This window comes from Mesorhizobium sp. M0659, assembly GCF_040320605.1.
Classification (GTDB): Bacteria; Pseudomonadota; Alphaproteobacteria; order Rhizobiales; family Rhizobiaceae; genus Mesorhizobium.
The window spans coordinates 17100-35256 of record NZ_JAMYPY010000013.1 but is presented as its reverse complement, the minus strand read 5'-3'; the positions used below and the strand labels follow the sequence as shown (position 1 = coordinate 35256).

Here is an 18157-nt window from a genome sequence, read left to right as displayed (position 1 = left end):
CCTCTCGGGTCTACCCATCCGCTTCGTCAATCCTGGGTCAAACACCCAGGCGGTTTGCCTCGTGCAAAAGGCCGGCACACATCCTATATCAGGCCAACAATCCCTTCTTGCGGCCCGCAATTCCGTGGCCCAGCCATTTCGAGGCAAGATATGAGCGAAGCACAGACGCAAATCCCCGTGACCGTTCTCACCGGCTATCTCGGCGCCGGCAAGACGACGCTGCTCAACCGCATCCTGTCGGAAAACCATGGCAAGCGTTATGCCGTCATCGTCAATGAATTCGGCGAGATCGGCATCGACAATGATTTGATCGTGGAATCCGACGAGGAAATCTACGAAATGAACAATGGCTGCGTCTGCTGCACGGTGCGCGGCGACCTGATCCGCGTCGTCGAAGGCCTGATGCGCCGTCCCGGCCGCTTCGACGCCATCGTCGTCGAGACCACCGGCCTCGCCGATCCTGTGCCGGTGGCGCAGACCTTCTTCATGGACGACGACGTGCGCTCCAAGACCAAACTCGACGCTGTCGTGGCCCTGGTCGACGCCAAGCACCTGCCGCTCAGGTTGAAGGATTCCAAGGAAGCCGAGGACCAGATCGCCTTCGCCGATGTTGTCGTGCTGAACAAGACCGATCTGGTGACGCCCGAAGAGCTGGCCAAGGTCGAAGCCACCATCCGCGCCATCAACCCGGCGGCCAGGATCCACCGCACCACGCGCGCCGGCGTGGCGCTGTCGGAAGTGCTCGACCGCGGCGCCTTCGACCTGTCGCGCGCATTGGAAAACGATCCCCATTTTCTCGAGGCGCACGATCATGATCACGACCACCATGATCACGACCACGATCACCACGACCACGATCACCACGACCATGATCACGACCATCATCATCACGATCACGCGCATCCCTCCGACATCCATGACGTGACCGTGCAGTCGGTGTCGCTGCGCGGCGGCGAGATGGACCCGAAGAAATTCTTCCCGTGGATCGAGAAGATCACTCAGATGGAAGGTCCCAACATCCTGCGGCTGAAAGGCATCATCGCGCTCAAGGGCGACGACGAGCGCTATGTCATCCAGGGCGTGCACATGATCATCGAAGGCGACCACCAGCGCGCCTGGAAAGACGGCGAAAAGCATGAGAGCCGGCTGGTGTTCATCGGCCGCGAGCTTGACGCCGAACGGCTGAAGAAGAGCTTTGACGCCTGCCAGGCGGCTTGATTTCCGGACTCTATGGCGCTAGCGCTGCCCGCTCTTCCTTCTCCCCTTGTGGGAGTAGGTGGCCTCGCGAAGCGAGGTCGGATGAGGGGTGCTCCAGCTCGGCACCGACGGTGATCCGTCCAACACCCCTCATCCGTCTCGGCGCTGCGCGCCGATCCACCTTCTCCCACAAGGGGAGAAGGTTGACGCCAGGCCTGGCCGCCTCAGTGGCTTCCCGGGAGTGGTGACAGCTTCATTGGAATGGTCCTGATGCCCACAGTTGCTCCCCTCGACCTGGAAGGTCACTGCCTTGCCGCCGTCTTCCTCGACAACGTGCCGCATTTTGCGCTCGCCGATGGGACAGTTCATAGGCTCGACAACGGCCACAAGACAATTCAGGCCAATGACGGCCTGCTCTCCACGTTCCATGACGCCGCCAACGACCGCCTGATCACCGGCGGCGAGGACGGCAAGATTTTTGCCGTTGCCGCCGGCGGCAATGTCAGCGAACTCGCCAGCGCCGGCAAGAAGTGGATCACCAGCGTCGCCGCCGGGCCGCAAGGCGCTATCGCCTATGCCACAGGCAAGACTGCGTTCGTGCGCTTTGCCGACGGCAAGACCAAAGAGTTTGCCCATCCACGTTCGGTCGAGGGGCTGGCCTTCTCCCCCAAGGGCATGCGCTTCGGCGTCGCCCGCTACAATGGCGCGACGCTGCATTTCCCGGCCGCCGAGGGCAGACCGGTGGAGCTGGAATGGGCCGGCGCCCATACCGGCGTGACCTTCTCGCCGGATGGCGCCTTCCTCGTCACCACCATGCAGGAAAACGCGCTGCATGGTTGGAAGCTCGCCGACGGCAAGCACATGCGCATGACCGGCTATCCCGGCAAGGTCAAAAGCCTGTCGTGGAGCGTGAAGGGCAAGTGGCTGGCGAGTTCCGGCGCGCCGGCGGCGATCGTCTGGCCGTTTTCGGGCAAGGACGGCCCGATGGGCAAGGCGCCGCTGGAGCTCGGCACGCGCGGCAACGCCATGGTGACATCGGTTGCCTGCCATCCGAGCCAGGATGTCGTCGCCGTCGGCTATGATGACGGCATGGTCATGGCGGTGCGCTTTACCGATGCCAAAGAGGTGCTGTTGCGCCGCCCGGGCATGGGCGCCATCACCGCGATGATGTGGGACAAGGAAGAGCGCCGGGTCGCCTTCGGCAGTGCCGCCGGCGACTGCGGCGTCATCGATATCTCGGCGTGACCTATTCGGCTCCGCACGACACCTTGCCGGTCAATTCTTTCGGCTTGCCGTCCTGTTCCGTGTCGGCGGCGTTGTCGTAGACGGCAAGCGTGTACCGGCCGTCATAGACGCCCTCGTCACTGGTCTTGGTCAGGATCGTCAGTTCGACAGAGTTGAATTTATCTCCGAGCTGATGCTCGTGGTAGACGTTCAGCCGCAACTCCTTGTCGTCCAGCCAGTACTGGGTGAGGTCGGAATCCTCGAAGACGGTCTTGCGCAGACTGTCGCCTTCCGGCCGGCCAAGTATCTCGAGATCGCCGCGAAAATTGAAGGTCGGGCCGCCCATACCTCTGGTGACCCCGGCGCCGACCTCGAATTGCACCGCTTTGTCATCGACGGAACACCAGACGCCGCCCGATGCGGAAGCCGCAGCGGCCGACAAGAGTAGCGCAATAGCGCAGATGATCGTCCGCATTTTTCTCCCCAAACCACAGACCCGATCGCATTGGCGCCCGACTGCGCCGGAAGGTCAAGTCTGCCGAACTTGCTGCTGACCCAATGCAGCGCACCAACACGGCCAATTGCGGTTGCCGTCGCCAATTGGGTAGTGTGCCGGCCGAGAGGGATTTCATGTACAGCACGAACAGTTCAAAGGCGTCCATTGGCGGTATCAGCCGTGACCGCATCGCTGCATTGCGGACAAGCGAGGCGAACACCTTCCGCAAGGCGCGGCCGAAATCGCAGGCCAAGGTCGGTAACGGCCTGCCAGGCTTCTTCGGCGGTGTGCCGATGCACTGGATGAACGACTGGCCGACGCCATTCCCGATCCTGGTCGAAAGCGCCAAGGGCGCCGCCATCACGGATATCGACGGCAACAGGCTCGACGATTTCTGCCTCGGTGACACCGGCTCGATGTTCGGCCATTCGCCGCCGCCGGTGGCGCGCGCCATCCGCCGCCAGGCCGGGCGCGGCCTGACCTATATGCTGCCTTCGGAAGATGCGCTGGCCATCGGGCCACTGCTCACACAGCGTTTCGGTCTGCCGTTCTGGCAGATCGCCAGCACCGCCACCGACGCCAACCGCTTCGCGCTGCGTGTTGCCCGCGCTATCACCGGTCGGGAAAAGATCCTGGTCTTCAACGGCTGCTATCACGGCTCGGTCGACGAGACGATGGTGCGGCTGGTCGACGGCAAAGCTGTCAACCGGCCGGGCCTGGCGGGCGAATTCCGCGACCTGACCAGGATGGCGAAGGTCATCGAATTCAACGATGTTGCTGCACTGGAAGCGGCGCTCGCCGACCGCGATGTCGCCTGCGTCATCGCCGAGCCGGTGCTGACAAATTCCTGCATGGTGCTGCCCGATCCGGGTTTTCACGACGCGTTGCGCAAACTGACGCGCGCGGCCGGAACGCTGCTGCTGATCGACGAGACCCACACCATCTCGACCGGCCCAGGGGGCTACACCAGAAAATTCGGACTGCAGCCCGACCTTTTCGTGCTGGGCAAGCCGATCGCCGGTGGCGTGTCGGCAAGCGTGTGGGGCATGAGCGACGAGGTCGCCTCGCGCTATGCCGACTACAATCGGACCAAGGAGCCGGGCTATTCCGGCATGGGCACGACGCTGTCGGCGAACCCGCTGCAGTTCGCAGCCATGCGCGCAACGCTCGAAGAGGTGATGACGCAGGAGAATTATACCCGGATGGATCGCCTCGCCCTGCGGCTCGATGCCGGGCTGACCGGCGTCATCGATCGCTACAATCTGCCCTGGCATGTCGCCCGCGTCGGCGCCCGCGTCGAGTTCGTCTGCGCCCCTGGCCCGCTCAGGAATAGCGCCGAAGCCGAGACTGCCCATGCGCCGGAGCTTGAGGCGGCTATCCATGTCGCGCTGGTCAACCAGGGCGTGCTGATCGCGCCCTTTCACAACATGATGCTGATCTCGCCGGCCACCACCGGCGCCCAGGTCAACCGGCTGATCACCGCCTTCGCCACGGTTGCGGCAAGGCTGACGGCATGAGACAAGCTGCCAAGCCAAACTCGAGTACACTAATCATGACTTCACCTTCGGGCTCGACGCCCGCCGAGGCGCAAGCCTTTCTCGACGCCCATCCCGAAATCGAAGCCTTCGATATCGTCTTGACCGACGCCAACGGGGTCGGCCGCGGCAAGATCGTGCGCCGGCATGAGCTGAAAAGCATCTTCGAGGGCGGCCGCCACATGCCGATCTCGATCCTCGGCCTCGACATCACCGGCGAGGATGTGCACGAAACCGGGCTGATCTGGACGACTGGAGACGGCGATCTCAGGGCATGGCCGATCCCCGGCACGCTGGTGCCGCTTTACGGCACGAACCCGCCGCGCGGCCAGTTGCTGATGGCGATGTACCATCTCGAGGGACAGCCTATGTCGTCGGACCCACGGCTGGCGCTGGCCAGGCAGGTCGACATCTTGGCGGCCAAGGGCCTCTATCCCGCCGGCGCCTTCGAACTCGAATTTTTCCTGCTTGCCAATGAGCGTGACGCCGACGGCAAGGTAAAGCCGGCGGACGCCGTGCTCGACGGCCGCCGCTCGGCCAAGACGGAAGTCTATTCCGTCGACCATCTGCACGGCATGGAGCCGCTGTTTTCCGACATCTATGCCGCGGCTAAGGCGCAAGGCATTCCGGCCGAAACGGTGATTTCCGAATACGCGCCCGGCCAGTACGAGCTGACGCTGAACTATCGCAAGGATGTCATGCGGGCGGCCGACGACCTCGTCATGTTGAAGCGGCTGGTGCGGGCGCAGGCGCGCCGCCATGGTGTTACCGCCTGCTTCATGGCCAAGCCGATCGAAAAATATGCCGGCTCCGGCATGCATTTCCATGTTTCGCTGCAGGACAAGAACGGCCGCAACGTTTTTGCCGAAGCCGGCGGCGAAAGCTGGTCGCTGCCGCTGCTGCAGGGGCTCGGCGGGCTGATCCAGACCATGGCCGAATCGATGCTGGTGTTTGCGCCGCACGCCAATTCCTGGCGGCGCTTCGTCTCGCAGTCCTATGCGCCGGTGGCGCCGACCTGGGGCGTCAACAACCGTTCGGTGGCGCTGCGCGTGCCGGCCGGCGACGCCAAGAACCGGCGCATCGAGCACCGGCCGTCGGGCGTCGACGCCAATCCCTACCTGATCGCGGCAACGGTGCTGGCCGGCATCATCAAGGGTCTGGACGAAGGCCTCGACCCCGGCCCTGAAACCACTGGGAATGGCTATGAAGCCGCTGTCACGCGCACGACCATGCCGGTCGACTGGCGCGCCGCGATCGAGGCGGCGCGGGCCTCGAGCTTCCTGAAAGAGGCGCTTGGCGAGGATCTGCATCGCACCTTCGTGGCGATCAAGCAGTCGGAGTATCTGCGCGTCGCGCGTACGGTGAGCGAGCTGGACTACCACCTCTACCTGCACGAGGTCTGAGAGACCGTTTCGAAATTCTACTCCGGCGGCCATCGATGGTGGTTTCTGCGCTTCCGATGCTCACGGACCAAATGTCCGCTGCGCTTCGGTTCTCGAAACCACCACCATATGACTCGCCAGAGCGAATTTCGAAACGGTCTCTGATTGCCCTGACGGCGGGCGGCGATCACTTTTTCGCCGCCTGCATCAAATGAGGTGGCGCTGCAGCCTTCAAGAACATATCATGAACAGATGAGCGCGCCCACCGTCCGTGAAAAGCTGGCAATCCTGTCTGACGCCGCCAAATACGACGCCTCCTGTGCTTCGTCCGGCTCGGCGAAGAAGGATTCGCTCCAATCCGGCGGTATCGGCTCCACGGAAGGCATGGGCATCTGCCATTCCTACGCGCCGGATGGCCGCTGCATTTCGCTCCTGAAAATCCTGCTCACCAATTTCTGCATTTACGATTGCAGCTACTGCATCAACCGCTCGTCATCGAATGTGCGCCGCGCCCGCTTTAGCATCGACGAGGTGGTGAAGCTGACCATGGACTTTTATCGGCGCAACTACATCGAAGGCCTGTTCCTGTCCTCCGGCGTCATCCGTTCGCCCGACGAGACCATGGCCGAAATGGTGGAAGTGGCGCGGCGGCTGCGGCTGGACGAAAAATTCTCCGGCTATATTCATCTGAAGACCATTCCGGAAAGCTCGGCCGAACTGGTCGAGCAGGCCGGGCTCTACGCCGACCGGCTGTCTATCAATGTCGAACTGCCGACCGATGAGGGCGTGAAGAAACTAGCGCCGGAGAAGAAGCCGCAAACGATCCGGCTTTCCATGGCGAACCTGCGCCGGAAGATGGAGGAAAAGGCCGAGCCGACGTTGCGGACCAAGAAGCGCGAACGCTTTGCGCCCGGAGGTCAGTCGACGCAGATGATCGTCGGCGCCGACAAGACATCCGACGACGGTATCTTGCACTCCAGTGCGCGGCTCTATGGCAGCTACCATCTGCGGCGCGTCTATTACTCCGCCTTCAGCCCGATCCCGGATTCGTCATCGTCGCTGCCGCTCCAGAAACCGCCGCTGATGCGCGAGCACCGGCTCTATCAGGCCGACTGGCTGATGCGCTTCTACGGCTTTTCGCAGCCGGAAATCCTCGCCGGCAGCAGCGACGGCATGCTCGATCTCGCCATTGACCCCAAGCTCGCCTGGGCTTTGCGCAATCGGGCGAGGTTTCCCGTCGACATCAACCGCGCCGATCGGGAAGCGCTGCTGCGGGTTCCGGGTCTGGGCACCAAGGTGGTGGCGAAGATCCTTGAAACCCGCCGCCACCGACGTATGCGGCTGGAAGATGTCGGACGGATCTGCCATTCGATCGCCAAGCTGAGGCCCTTCATCATCGCCGAAGGCTGGTCGCCGGGCGGACTCACCGACAAGACAGGCCTGCGCGATACGATCGTAAAGTCCTGCGAACAACTGTCGCTGTTTTGACCATGCAGCCGGCCCAGCTCGACCTTGCCCGATACACTGTCCGGCTAGCGAGCCAGACCGATTTCGCCGGTTGGCGCGATGCGGCACGGCGTCTGACGCTGAATGAGGTCCGGCCTGAGGATATTAGTTGGGGTGTCGGGTCCGACGCCAATGATCCTCGAGATGCCTTGCCGGCGGTGCCAGAGGGCGCGCAGCTTACCGTCCCGCGCGAGTTCATCGCCCATGCCGAAACCGCCTTCTGCCACTCCGACCCCGGCCGGTTTGCCTTTCTCTACTGGATGCTTTGGCGCCTGCGCACCGAGCCGAAACTGCTGGCGATCGCATCCGATCCCGACACCAGGCGGCTCGAAGCCATGGAAAAGGCGGTGCGGCGCGACGGCCATAAGATGCATGCCTTCGTACGCTTCCGGAAGATCGGCTACGGCGAGGACGAGCGCTACGTCGCCTGGTTCGAGCCGGAGCATTTCATTGTCGAGCGCAACGCGGATTTCTTCGTCCGGCGGTTCACCGGCATGCGCTGGACCGTCCTGACGCCCTATGCCTCCGCCGACTGGAATGGCGAAAGGCTGGCGATCGGCCCGGGTGCGGCCAAGGGCGATGCACCCGATCAGGACGACACCGAGGCGTTGTGGCTGACCTATTTCCAGAACATCTTCAACCCGGCGCGGCTCAAGGTGAAGGCGATGCAGAAGGAGATGCCGAAGAAATATTGGCGGAACCTTCCCGAGGCCTCGCTCATTCCAGATCTGATCGCAGGAGCGGACGAGGCCGCTATAGCCATGATTGCCAGACAACCGACGACGCCGGCGCCGCACCACACCAAGCTGCAGGCAAGACATTGGCCGAAGCCCGAGCCGGCCGAGGCGCCGGATGAAGACGATGCCAAGACGATTTCCGATTTGCGCGAGGCTGCAAAGGGTTGTCGTCGCTGCCCGCTCTGGCGCGACGCGACACAGACCGTGTTCGGCGAGGGGCCGGATGACGCCAAAGTGGTCTTCGTCGGCGAACAACCTGGCGATCAGGAAGATCTCGCCGGCAAACCTTTTGTCGGGCCAGCGGGCAAAGTGTTCGATGCAATTCTCGATGACGCAGGCGTCGACCGGCAAAAAGTCTACGTCACCAACGCCGTCAAGCACTTCAAGTTCGAGCCGCGCGGCAAGCGCCGCATCCACTCGAAGCCAAATACCGGCGAAGTCCAGGCCTGCCGCTGGTGGATCGGCCGGGAGCTTGAGCTGATCAAGCCGGACCTCGCCGTGGCGCTTGGGGCAACGGCGGCGTTGTCGCTGCTGGGCAAGGCCATTGCCGTGACGAAAATGCGCGGCCAGTTGATCGAACGCGAGGATGGCTTGCGCGTGTTCATCACCATCCACCCGTCCTTTATCCTGCGCATTCACGAGCCGACGGACAAGGAGGCTGAGCGCGAGCGGTTCCTAAAGGATATGAAAGAGGTGAAGCGGCTGATGGGGTCGTGAGATGAGCGAAAGCCTCAGCGACATCGTCATCCGCGGGCGGAACAAGGAGCTTCGCTCCTGCTTCGCCCAGGGATGACGAAGCTGAGTGGCTTCACGGTCGTGAATCCAACGTTGGAAACTTCGGCCGCCACGGCCGAATTAACTGATCAGGATTGCCCTCAGATCATTCACATTCGTACCCGTCGGCCCCGGCACGAACAGATCGCCGATCGCGTTGAACGCCGTCCAGGCATTGTTGCCGGCCAGCATCGCCTTGGCGCCGACGCCGGCGGCACGCATGCGCGAGACGGTCGAGCCATCGGCAAAGGCGCCGGCATTGTCTTCCGAGCCATCGATGCCGTCGGTATCGGCGGCCAGTGCATGAATACCTTCCGCGCCGCTGATGCCGATGGCAAAGGCGAGCAGGAATTCGGAGTTGCGGCCGCCCTTGCCCCTTTTTCCGTCAACAGGGGCCCGCAAGGTCACGGTCGTCTCGCCGCCGGACAGGATCAGCACCGGCTTTTTGAACGGCCGGTTGCGCGTCGCCACTTCGCGCGCAATGGCTGCATGCACGCCACCGACCTCGCGCGCCTCGCCCTCGATGGAATCGGAGAGGATGACGGCTTCGATGCCCTGCCGTTTTGCCTCAGCGGCTGCCGCTTCCAGCGACACGCCAGCCGAGGCGATCAGGTGCACTTCATTGCGTGAAAAGCGCTGGTCATCCGGATCTGGCGCATCGGCCTCTGGCGAGTTGATGTGCGCCATGACGGCGTCGGGCAGTTTCATGCCGTAGGCCGCTATCGAGGCCAGCGCATCGGCGCGGTTGCCGGAGTCGGGCACGGTCGGGCCGGAGGCCACCAGGGCCGGGTTGTCGCCGGGAATGTCAGAGACAACCAGTGATACCAGTTTGGCCGGCCAGGCGGCAGCTGCCAGCCGGCCGCCCTTGATGGTCGAGAGATGCTTGCGGATTGTGTTCATCGCCGCGATCGGCGCGCCGGAGGCAAGCAGCGCCTCGTTGACGGCGATTTCGTCGGCGAGCGTCAGGCCGGCGGCAGGCGACGGCAGCAGCGCCGATCCTCCGCCCGATATCAGCGCCACTACCAGGTCGTCCGCAGTCAGCCCTTGCACCTTTTCGAGCAGGCGCCGCGACGCCTCAAGACCGGCAGCGTCCGGTACCGGATGTGCCGCCTCGATGATTTCGATGCGCTCGCATCTGGCGCCATAGCCGTAGCGGGTGACGACCAGCCCTTCGATTGGGCCATCCCACACCTTCTCGAACGCGGCCGCCATCTGCGCCGAGCCCTTGCCGGCGCCAATGACAATGGTACGGCCCTTGGGCCTGGCCGGCAGATGATCCCTGATGGTCCGTTCAGGATCGGCAGCGGCAACAGCGGCATTGAAGATCGAGATGAGAAAGGATTTGGGATCGAGCACGGTTATCCTTGGCCGTAACTGGCGGTTTTCAAAATGAGCAAACGTTGGCGCTGCCCCTCACCCTCACCCCGTGAAAGACGGGGAGAGGGGATCGCCAGCGCTCGAGCTTGTCCTTTCTCCCGTCACTATACGGGGAGAAGGTGCCGGCAGGCGGATGAGGGGCAGCGCCAACGTCACGATTTACCTTCCGGCGGCAGCGCCAATTGTGTCCGATCGACGCCGAGATGATCGCACAGTGCATCGACGACGACGCCATGATCCTGGCGTTCCGGCAGGCCGGAGACGGCGATGACGCCAATGACGCCGGCACCCTTTACAGTCACCGGAAACCCGCCGCCGGCCAGTACGTAATCAGCAATATCCAGCCCCTCGCCGACCTTGAAGGTGCGGTCCGGTCGCTGCTGTTCCAGCACCAGACGATAGGTGCTCCTGAGGTAGCGCTTGACCACATTGATCTTGCGTCGTGCCCAGTCGGGGTTGGAGGCGTTTGAACCGGGCATCGCGGCATAAAACAGCGGCCGATCCCACAGCCTGATATCGACAATGATGGGCAGCTTTTCGGCCAGCGCCCGCTCGCGGATCGCCGCGCCGACCTTGAAGGCGACGGCCTCGTCGAAGGCCGGGAAGACCAGCGTCTCTTCCTGTTTCTGGATCAGAGCGATGTCGTCGGCAGCGGCCATTTTGTTCTCCGAAGTCAGTCACAAATCGTGTGTACGACAAGCTCCGCCCGGTCAAGGTCTCGTCGCGGTGGTGGTCTTGCCCCGCCAGGGTCGACCCCCACTCCGTCGAGCTTCTCTCGACACCTCTCCCCCGATCGACAGGGTAGAGGAAGGGCGCCAAGCTGTCCGAACCGGCGCCCGTCCTCCGAAGCAAAGGCTCCCTTCCTCTCCCTCCGGAGGGGGGAGAGGTGGCGCCGCGAAGCGGCGACGGAGTGGGGGAACCACTTGGCAACCAGGCGCAATCATCATCTTGTCCCGCGCGGATGATGGGTCCTACCCCACGATCATATCGATCTTGGCCGGCCGCCCCGCAACATAGACCTCGCGCACCGCGCGGTCGTCGCCCAATGTCTGCAGCAGGAACAGCTCCTCCGCCAGCGTCTCCACAGTCTCCATCCTCAGCCGCATCGCCGGCGTGGCGCGGGCGTCGAGCACGGTGATGTCCGCGTCGGTGCCTTTATCCAGCGTGCCGACCTTGTCCGCCACAGACAGCGCCTCGGCATTGCCACGCGTTATCTGCCAGAAGGACTGGAACGGGTTCAGCTTTTCGCCATTCAGCGCAATCACCTTGTAGCCCTCGTCCGTGGTGCGCAGCATCGAATAGTTGGTGCCGCCGCCGACATCGGTGGCGGCAGCGATCCTGAGCGGCTTGTCGCGGCGACGAAAGCGCTGGTAGTCGAACAGGCCGGAGCCGAGGAACAGGTTCGAGGTCGGGCAGAACACCGCCACCGAGCCTGAGTCCGACAGCGCATCGGCCTCTCGTTCCGAGAGATGGATGCAGTGGCCGAACAGGCTCTTTGGCCCCAGCAGGCCATACTGCTCGTAGACATCGGTGTAGTCGCGCGCCTGCGGATAGAGTTTTTGCGTGAAGGCGATTTCGGCGTGGTTTTCCGACAGATGCGTCTGCATGTGGAGGTCGGGGTTTTCGCGGCAGAGCGTGCCGGCCATCTCCAGCTGCTCGGGCGAGGAGGTGATGGCGAAGCGCGGCGTGATCGCATAAAGCTGGCGGCCCTTGCCGTGCCATTCCGCAATCAGCGCCTTCGTATCGTCATAGCCGGATTGCGGCGTGTCGAGCACGCCTGCCGGCGCATTGCGGTCCATCATCACCTTGCCGGCAATGTTGAGCATGCCGCGCGCATGCGATTCGGCAAAGAACGCTTCGGCAGACGCCTTGTGCACCGAGCAGTAGGCGGCGACCGTCGTCGTGCCGTGGCGCACCATCTCGTCCAGGAACAGCCGGGCGATGCGGCGGCCATGCTGGGCGTTGGCGAATTTGGTCTCTTCGGGAAAGGTGTAGGTGTTCAGCCAGTCGAGCAGTTCGGCGCCGTAGGAGGCAATGACCTGCATCTGCGGGAAATGCGCATGCGCATCGATGAAGCCGGGCAGCAGCAGATGCGGCCGATGATCGATCTTTTTCGCACCGTCGCCCGCTTGCTTTTCGACTTCCGTGTAGCTGCCCACGGCAACGATCCGGCCGTCGCGGATCAGCAGGCCGCCATCCTCCTCATAGCGCCAGGCGGCATGGTCGTCGATGGCTTCGGGCCAGCGCAAAAAACTTAGGGTGCGGCCGCGCAGAAGTGTGGAGGTCATCCCTATTTCCCTGCGCCTTCGAACCAGGCGACCAGCAGCGCCCGTTCCTTGTCGCTGATCTGGGTGACGTTGGCGGGCGGCATGGCGTGGCTGCGCCCGGCCTGCAAATAGATTTCACGCGCATGCTCGGCAATGCCGGCGTCGGTGTCGAGCATCACGCCCTTCGGCGCATGGTAGATGCCTTCATAGACCGGCTCGGCCGTATGGCACATCGAGCAGCGGCCAAGCACGGTGTCGCGCACCGCCGGGAAATGCGACGAGGCGATATAGACTTCGGCCGCGGCGGATGCCTTGGGCTCGCCGGTCAGTATTTTCGGCGCTGTCGACAGCCACATGATGATGACGAATAGCACCGCAGCCGCCATCCAGGTCCAGTGGGGGTTGCCGGCACGCTTATGCACGGTGTTGAAATAGTGCCGGATCAAGACGCCGATGATGAACACCAGCGAGGCGATGACCCAGTTGAACTCCGTCGCAAACGCCAGCGGATAGTGGTTCGACAGCATCAGGAACAGCACGGGCAGCGTCAGGTAGTTGTTGTGCAGCGAGCGCTGCTTGGCGATCTTGCCGTATTTCGGGTCGGGCTTTCGGCCGGCAATCAGGTCGGCGACGACGATCTTCTGGTTTGGAATAATCACCATGAAGACATTGGCCGACATGATAGTGGCGGTGATGGCGCCGAGATGCAGGAAAGCGGCGCGGCCGGTGAACAGATGCGTCAGACCCCAGGCGATGAACACCAGAACGCCATAGAGCACCAGCATCAGTCCGGTGTCACTTTTGCCGAGCGGCGACCGGCAGAGCAGATCGTAGACAACCCAGCCGACGCCGATCGTCGCCATCGACAGCAGGATGCCCACGGGAACCGACATGGACAGAACATTGGGGTCGATCAGGAACAGGTCGGCGCCGGCATAGTAGACCACGCACAGCATGGCGAAGCCGGACAGCCAGGTGGCGTAGGATTCCCACTTGAACCAGGTCAGGTGTTCCGGCATTTCGGCCGGCGCCACCAGATATTTCTGGACGTGGTAGAAGCCGCCGCCATGCACCTGCCATTCCTCGCCGAATGCGCCGACCGGCATGCCGGGGCGCTGGCGCAGGCCAAGGTCGAGCGCGACGAAATAGAAGGACGAGCCGATCCAGGCGATGCCGGTGACGACGTGCAGCCAGCGCACGGCGAAACTCAGCCAGTCCCAGAAAATCGCGAAATCCATCATGTGAAATCGTCCCTGCCGATCGGCTGACTTTACGGTGTGGGGCGCAAACGAAAAGAGGCGAGGTGTACGATGACTTTCAAAAAAAAATGGAAAATACTAGGCTGACCACGTACGCCGCCACATAAAGAGCCACGAATGGCCTATCTCGACAACATCGCCGTCTTCGTCCGCGTCGTCGAGCTTGGTAATCTCTCGGCGGCAGGCCGCGACATGCGCATTTCGCCGGCGGTCGCCTCCAACCGCATCAAGGAGCTGGAAAAACACCTCGGCGTGCGGCTGTTCAACCGCACGACACGGCAATTGATGCCGACGGAGCATGGCACGGTGTTCTACTCCGGCGCCAAGCAGGTGCTGGAGGCTATCACCGAGGCGGAAGCCGCGGTTTCGGCGCTTTCCGGCCAACCGCGCGGCACCATCAAGGTGACCGCACCGCTCGGCCTCGGACGGCGGCTGGTGGCGTCGGGCATTCCGGATTTCCACGACAAATACCCCGATATCGAGGTGCGGCTGAGGCTCTCCGACCACAATATCGACATCATGAAGGAAGGCATCGACGTCGCCTTCAAGCTCGGCATCATCGAGGATTCCAGCCTGCGGATGCGCGGCATCATGGAATGTGAACGCGTGCTGGTGGCGGCACCGAAATATCTCGAAGCGCGCGGCGAGCCGGTGGAGCCACAGGAGCTGATCGGCAAGAAGCACGACTGCCTGATGCTGCGCTATTCCGGGGCGCGCGAATATGTCTGGACGCTGCAGACGCCGTCCGGCCCGCAGAAATTCGAGGTGCACGGCCCCTACGACACCGACGATGGCGATGTGCTGACCGGCTGGGCGCTGTCGGGCCGCGGCATCATCAACAAGCCGCGCTTCGAGGTCGAACCCTTCATCCGCGACCGGCGGCTGCAGGTCATCCTGGCCAGCACGCCGCCAACGCCGGTGCAGTTCGCCGCCGTCTATCCGCACAAGAAGCTGCAGGATCCAAAGGTGCGGCTGTTGCTCGACTTCATGGCCGAGCGTTGCCAGCGGCTGATCAAGGATTTGCTGGCCGGCAAGTGAGGGGCTGTTGGCCCAGTCGCCAGGGTTGTCTTACAAGCAGGTGACCTTAGGTTCGCATACGCCGCCCTATGATCGATGGTCCCATGCCGACTGACCAGCAAGCCACAATGCATCTTGCCGTTTCGCTCAACATTACTTCCGGGCAGCCGCTCGGGTTTAGCGACCTGGCCGGCTTTGCCAAGCAAGCGGAAGCGGCGGGGCTGGACATGATTGTCCTCGATGATTCCGCGCCGAACAGCGCCGGGTCGAGTTCTTTCGAAGCGACGACCTTGCTGGCGGCGCTGGCGACGGTGACAAGTCGGATCGGCCTTGTCGCTGCAGCCTCGACGGTGGCTCACCAGCCGTACAATCTGGCGCGCCGTTTTGCTTCGCTCGACATCATCAGCCATGGCCGCGCCGGCTGGCACGCGACCATGGCGCAGGCGCCACGGGAAGCCGCCAATTTCAGCCGGCCGGATGGATTTTCCGACGATGTGTTCCGCCGCCGCACGCAGGAATACATCGGCATCGTTCAGCGCCTGTGGCAGGGCTGGGATGCCGACGCGCTGCTGTTCGACAAGATCGGCGGCCGCTTCCACGATCCCGAAAAAATGCACCTGCTCGACCACAAGGGCGAATTTTTCTCCGTGCGCGGGCCGCTGAACGTCGCGCGCTCGCCGCAGGATACGCCGGTGCTGGTGCTGTCCGGCCTGTCCGAGGCCGACCTGGATATGGCCGCCCGCACTGCCGATGTCGTCCTGCTGGACAGACCCACAAAGGACCCCAAGGCGCGCCATGACGATCTCAAGCGCCGCGTTGTGGCCTGCGGACGCGATCCGGGTGCGGTCAAGCTGCTGCTGAACGTTGGCGCAGATGTCGCTGCCAACGCGCTCGAAACATGGTTCAGCACGCAAAGCTGCGACGGGTTCAACATCGCAATACCGCCTGCGGCGATTGACGGTTTCATCGGCCGCGTGCTGCCGGAATTGCAGCGCCGCGGCCTCGTCCGCCCGGATTATCCCGGCACCACCTTGCGCTCTCATCTCAGACTTGCCGGAGGAGCGCAATGACCCGCCAGATGAAGCTTGGCGCCTTCCTGTGGGCGACGGGCCACCACATCGCCGCCTGGCGTCACCCCAAGGCGCATGTCACGGCAGGCATCGACATCGATCATTACATCCAGCTGGCGCGCACGGCGGAAGCGGCGAAGTTCGACATGGTGTTCTGCGAGGACGCCGCCGGTCTGCGCGAAGCCAATGTCGGCATCGCCAGCCAGACCTCACGCTCGATCGGCTTCGAGCCGATCAGCCTGCTGTCCGCGCTCGCCGTGCAGACCAGCCGCATCGGCCTCGTTTCGACGGCGTCGACCAGCTACAACGAGCCCTACGGCCTGGCGCGCACCTTTCTGTCGCTCGATCATCTGAGTGGTGGCCGGACTGGCTGGAACCTGGTGACGTCGGCCAGCCCCATCGAAGCCGCCAATTTCGGCGCGACGGGCCTGAAACCGCATGCCGACCGCTACGAGCGGGCGCGCGAATTCGCCGAGGTGGTATCAGGACTTTGGCAAGGCAGTGGCTTTCACGGTCACAACGGCCAGAGCTTTTCGGTGCGCGACCCGCTCGACCTGCCGCGCTCGCCGCAGGGCGCGCCGGTGATGGTGCAGGCCGGCGCCTCGGATGTCGGCCGCGACCTTGCCGCCCGCACCGCCGACGTCGTGTTCACGGCGGCGCAGACCCTCGAGGAAGCCAAGGGCTTTTACGACAACCTCAAGGGCCGTATGGCTGCCTATGGGCGGGCACCCGACGACATCAAGATCATGCCCGGCGTCTCCCCGGTGGTGGCAGACACCGAGGCCGAAGCGCGGGAGAAACAGGAGGAATTCCAGGCGCTGATCCCCGACGATGTCGGCGTGGCGCTACTGTCCAGCTATCTCAGCATCTCCGATCTCGGGAGCTATCCGATCGACGGACCGATGCCCGAGCTGCCGGAGACCGAGGGAATGAAAAGCCGCCAGGCGCTGGTCATCGAACAATCGCGCCGCGACGGCCTGTCGATCCGCCAGCTTGCGCGCCATTTCGCCGGCGCACGTGGCCATTGGCGTATCGTCGGCACGCCGGCGCAGATCGCTGACGAATTGCAGGCGCGGTTCGAGGGCGGCGGCGCGGACGGCTTCAACGTCATGCCGTCATACTTCCCCGGCGAGCTCGATGCCTTTGCCACGCTGGTGGTGCCGGAACTGCAGCGGCGCGGACTGTTCCGTCGGGAATACGAAGGCAGCACCTTGCGAGATCATCTCGGCCTGAAGCGGCCTGCTTAGCCGCGCCGAAGCTTAGCCGGCCATCATCTTATGCTGGACTTGATGGTCGGCATTCGGCGCGGTGTTGTGAACGACCAGTGCCGTCATGATCTCGGCTGCCGCGAGCGCCGCGATCACCGGCGGGCGCTTGTCCCTGACGGCGTCGCCGCCGATCGGGGAGACGAGGCGGGCCAACTCAGCCTCCGTGCCATCCGCCGATTTCAGGAACCAGTTCCTGAACGTCGCTCTCTTGGTTTTCGAGCCGATCATGCCGACATAGGCCGCGTCGTCGCGCTTCAGCGCCTCGGCGACGATGAGGAAATCCAGCGCATGGTCGTGGGTGAGGATGGCGAAGGCGGTGCCGGCGGGGGCGTTTCGCACCTCGGCCTCGGGCATCGGCGTCAGCAGCGTCTCGACGGTTTCCGACATGCCTTCCAGCGCTTCGGCCCGCGTCTCGATGACGACACCACGCACGGGAAGAAGTGCAACGGTCGAGGCCAGCGCCTGGCCGACATGGCCGCCGCCGAAGATATAGACATGCGGCAGGTGGGCTTCCTCGGCTTCTGCGGCCGCGATCAGCTCGGCAGCAAGCGCGGCATCGACGATACGGATCAAGACTTCGACGCGCCCGCCGCAGCACTGGCCGATCTCGGGACCTAGCGGCACGTCAAGCGTGGCGCGGACTTCATCGACCGCGATGCGGGCTTCTTTACCCTCCCCCTTGTGGGGAGGGTCGGTGAGCGGACGCCGCGTGGCGGCGTCCGCGAAACGGGGTGGCTTGGCACGATCGTCCGCCCCCCCCCCCCCCCCCCCCCGGGCGGGCGCGCCCGCCCCGACCCTCCCCACAAGGGGGAGGGTGAAGACCCCACCATCTGCCTCGCCTTGTCGATCGCCATGTACTCGAGCTGACCGCCGCCGATCGTGCCAAAAATCGCCGCCTGCGATACGAGCATGAAGGCGCCCTTCTCGCGCGGAGTCGAGCCTTTGGTGCCGGCCACTTCGACCAGAGCAAGCCGGCCGGCGCTGGCGAGAAAAGCTCTGAGGCTTTGCACTTTCGACTTCATATTTCGCATTCCCGTACGGGAAATAT

14 protein-coding genes and 1 pseudogene are annotated in these 18157 nt (G+C 63.6%); 9 read left to right on the top strand and 6 right to left on the bottom strand.

All coding sequences use genetic code 11. The features are described 5' to 3' along the window. Window positions 1–150: 150 nt before the first annotated feature. Together NKI31_RS20455 and NKI31_RS20450 are read left to right on the top strand one after the other, a co-directional pair. A complete protein-coding gene (locus tag NKI31_RS20455; RefSeq protein ID WP_023700417.1) occupies window positions 151–1218 on the top strand; it encodes a CobW family GTP-binding protein in 1068 nt (355 codons plus the stop codon). A 249-nt stretch (window positions 1219–1467) separates the two neighbouring features. Next, window positions 1468–2442, top strand: a complete 975-nt coding sequence (locus NKI31_RS20450; protein WP_023711331.1) for a WD40 repeat domain-containing protein — start codon at window positions 1468–1470, stop codon at window positions 2440–2442. 1 nt (window position 2443) lies between these two features. On the opposite strand, the gene NKI31_RS20445 is transcribed toward NKI31_RS20450, so the two are convergent. Then, window positions 2444–2896, bottom strand: a complete 453-nt coding sequence (locus tag NKI31_RS20445) for a hypothetical protein (RefSeq protein WP_023683507.1) — start codon at window positions 2894–2896, stop codon at window positions 2444–2446. Window positions 2897–3051: 155 nt separating this feature from the next. Between NKI31_RS20445 and NKI31_RS20440 the strand changes: the two genes are divergently transcribed. From NKI31_RS20440 to NKI31_RS20425, 4 genes are all read left to right on the top strand, one after another. After that, window positions 3052–4434 (top strand): aspartate aminotransferase family protein, encoded by a 1383-nt coding sequence (locus NKI31_RS20440; RefSeq protein WP_352652425.1) that lies wholly within the window; start codon window positions 3052–3054, stop codon window positions 4432–4434. Window positions 4435–4469: 35 nt separating this feature from the next. Beyond that, entirely contained in the window at window positions 4470–5855 is a 1386-nt protein-coding gene (locus NKI31_RS20435; RefSeq protein ID WP_023683505.1) for a glutamine synthetase family protein, read from the top strand. 231 nt (window positions 5856–6086) lie between these two features. Further along, a complete protein-coding gene (locus NKI31_RS20430) occupies window positions 6087–7322 on the top strand; it encodes a putative DNA modification/repair radical SAM protein (protein ID WP_023683504.1) in 1236 nt (411 codons plus the stop codon). 2 nt (window positions 7323–7324) lie between these two features. Continuing rightward, complete coding sequence (locus tag NKI31_RS20425) at window positions 7325–8794, top strand: UdgX family uracil-DNA binding protein (protein ID WP_352652424.1); 1470 nt, start codon at window positions 7325–7327, stop codon at window positions 8792–8794. A 138-nt stretch (window positions 8795–8932) separates the two neighbouring features. Here NKI31_RS20425 and NKI31_RS20420 read toward each other — a convergent pair whose 3' ends face one another. From NKI31_RS20420 to NKI31_RS20405, 4 genes are all read right to left on the bottom strand, one after another. After that, complete coding sequence (locus NKI31_RS20420; protein ID WP_352652480.1) at window positions 8933–10213, bottom strand: glycerate kinase type-2 family protein; 1281 nt, start codon at window positions 10211–10213, stop codon at window positions 8933–8935. Window positions 10214–10380: 167 nt separating this feature from the next. After that, window positions 10381–10887 (bottom strand): heme-degrading domain-containing protein, encoded by a 507-nt coding sequence (locus tag NKI31_RS20415; RefSeq protein ID WP_023711326.1) that lies wholly within the window; start codon window positions 10885–10887, stop codon window positions 10381–10383. A 312-nt stretch (window positions 10888–11199) separates the two neighbouring features. Then, window positions 11200–12516, bottom strand: coding sequence for a guanine deaminase (gene guaD / locus NKI31_RS20410; RefSeq protein WP_352652423.1), 1317 nt, complete (start codon window positions 12514–12516; stop codon window positions 11200–11202). Between the two features lie 2 nt (window positions 12517–12518). Then, entirely contained in the window at window positions 12519–13736 is a 1218-nt protein-coding gene (locus tag NKI31_RS20405; protein ID WP_023671372.1) for a urate hydroxylase PuuD, read from the bottom strand. 135 nt (window positions 13737–13871) lie between these two features. Here NKI31_RS20405 and NKI31_RS20400 point away from each other — a divergent pair, with 135 nt between their 5' ends. The 3 genes from NKI31_RS20400 to NKI31_RS20390 all read left to right on the top strand — a co-directional run bounded on the left by NKI31_RS20400 (window position 13872) and on the right by NKI31_RS20390 (window position 17088). Further along, entirely contained in the window at window positions 13872–14792 is a 921-nt protein-coding gene (locus NKI31_RS20400; RefSeq protein WP_023671373.1) for a LysR family transcriptional regulator, read from the top strand. A 107-nt stretch (window positions 14793–14899) separates the two neighbouring features. After that, window positions 14900–15841, top strand: coding sequence for an LLM class flavin-dependent oxidoreductase (locus tag NKI31_RS20395; RefSeq protein WP_352652422.1), 942 nt, complete (start codon window positions 14900–14902; stop codon window positions 15839–15841). Further along, window positions 15838–17088: an LLM class flavin-dependent oxidoreductase gene (locus NKI31_RS20390; protein WP_352652421.1), complete on the top strand. Its 1251-nt coding sequence runs from the start codon at window positions 15838–15840 to the stop codon at window positions 17086–17088. Before NKI31_RS20395 ends, NKI31_RS20390 begins: the two co-directional genes overlap by 4 nt. A 12-nt stretch (window positions 17089–17100) precedes the next feature. Here NKI31_RS20390 and xdhC read toward each other — a convergent pair. After that, window positions 17101–18131, bottom strand: a pseudogene (gene xdhC / locus NKI31_RS20385) (xanthine dehydrogenase accessory protein XdhC). Window positions 18132–18157: the final 26 nt, after the last annotated feature.

What these genes read in the sequence shown, in the direction of transcription:
- NKI31_RS20455 (WP_023700417.1), top strand. Translation starts at nt 151, where the DNA reads ATGAGCGAAGCACAGACGCAAATCCCCGTGACCGTTCTCACCGGCTAT.
- NKI31_RS20450 (WP_023711331.1), top strand. Translation starts at nt 1,468, where the DNA reads ATGCCCACAGTTGCTCCCCTCGACCTGGAAGGTCACTGCCTTGCCGCC.
- NKI31_RS20445 (WP_023683507.1), bottom strand. Translation starts at nt 2,896, where the DNA reads ATGCGGACGATCATCTGCGCTATTGCGCTACTCTTGTCGGCCGCTGCG.
- NKI31_RS20440 (WP_352652425.1), top strand. Translation starts at nt 3,052, where the DNA reads ATGTACAGCACGAACAGTTCAAAGGCGTCCATTGGCGGTATCAGCCGT.
- NKI31_RS20435 (WP_023683505.1), top strand. Translation starts at nt 4,470, where the DNA reads ATGACTTCACCTTCGGGCTCGACGCCCGCCGAGGCGCAAGCCTTTCTC.
- NKI31_RS20430 (WP_023683504.1), top strand. Translation starts at nt 6,087, where the DNA reads ATGAGCGCGCCCACCGTCCGTGAAAAGCTGGCAATCCTGTCTGACGCC.
- NKI31_RS20425 (WP_352652424.1), top strand. Translation starts at nt 7,325, where the DNA reads ATGCAGCCGGCCCAGCTCGACCTTGCCCGATACACTGTCCGGCTAGCG.
- NKI31_RS20415 (WP_023711326.1), bottom strand. Translation starts at nt 10,887, where the DNA reads ATGGCCGCTGCCGACGACATCGCTCTGATCCAGAAACAGGAAGAGACG.
- guaD (WP_352652423.1), bottom strand. Translation starts at nt 12,516, where the DNA reads ATGACCTCCACACTTCTGCGCGGCCGCACCCTAAGTTTTTTGCGCTGG.
- NKI31_RS20405 (WP_023671372.1), bottom strand. Translation starts at nt 13,736, where the DNA reads ATGATGGATTTCGCGATTTTCTGGGACTGGCTGAGTTTCGCCGTGCGC.
- NKI31_RS20400 (WP_023671373.1), top strand. Translation starts at nt 13,872, where the DNA reads ATGGCCTATCTCGACAACATCGCCGTCTTCGTCCGCGTCGTCGAGCTT.
- NKI31_RS20395 (WP_352652422.1), top strand. Translation starts at nt 14,900, where the DNA reads ATGCATCTTGCCGTTTCGCTCAACATTACTTCCGGGCAGCCGCTCGGG.
- NKI31_RS20390 (WP_352652421.1), top strand. Translation starts at nt 15,838, where the DNA reads ATGACCCGCCAGATGAAGCTTGGCGCCTTCCTGTGGGCGACGGGCCAC.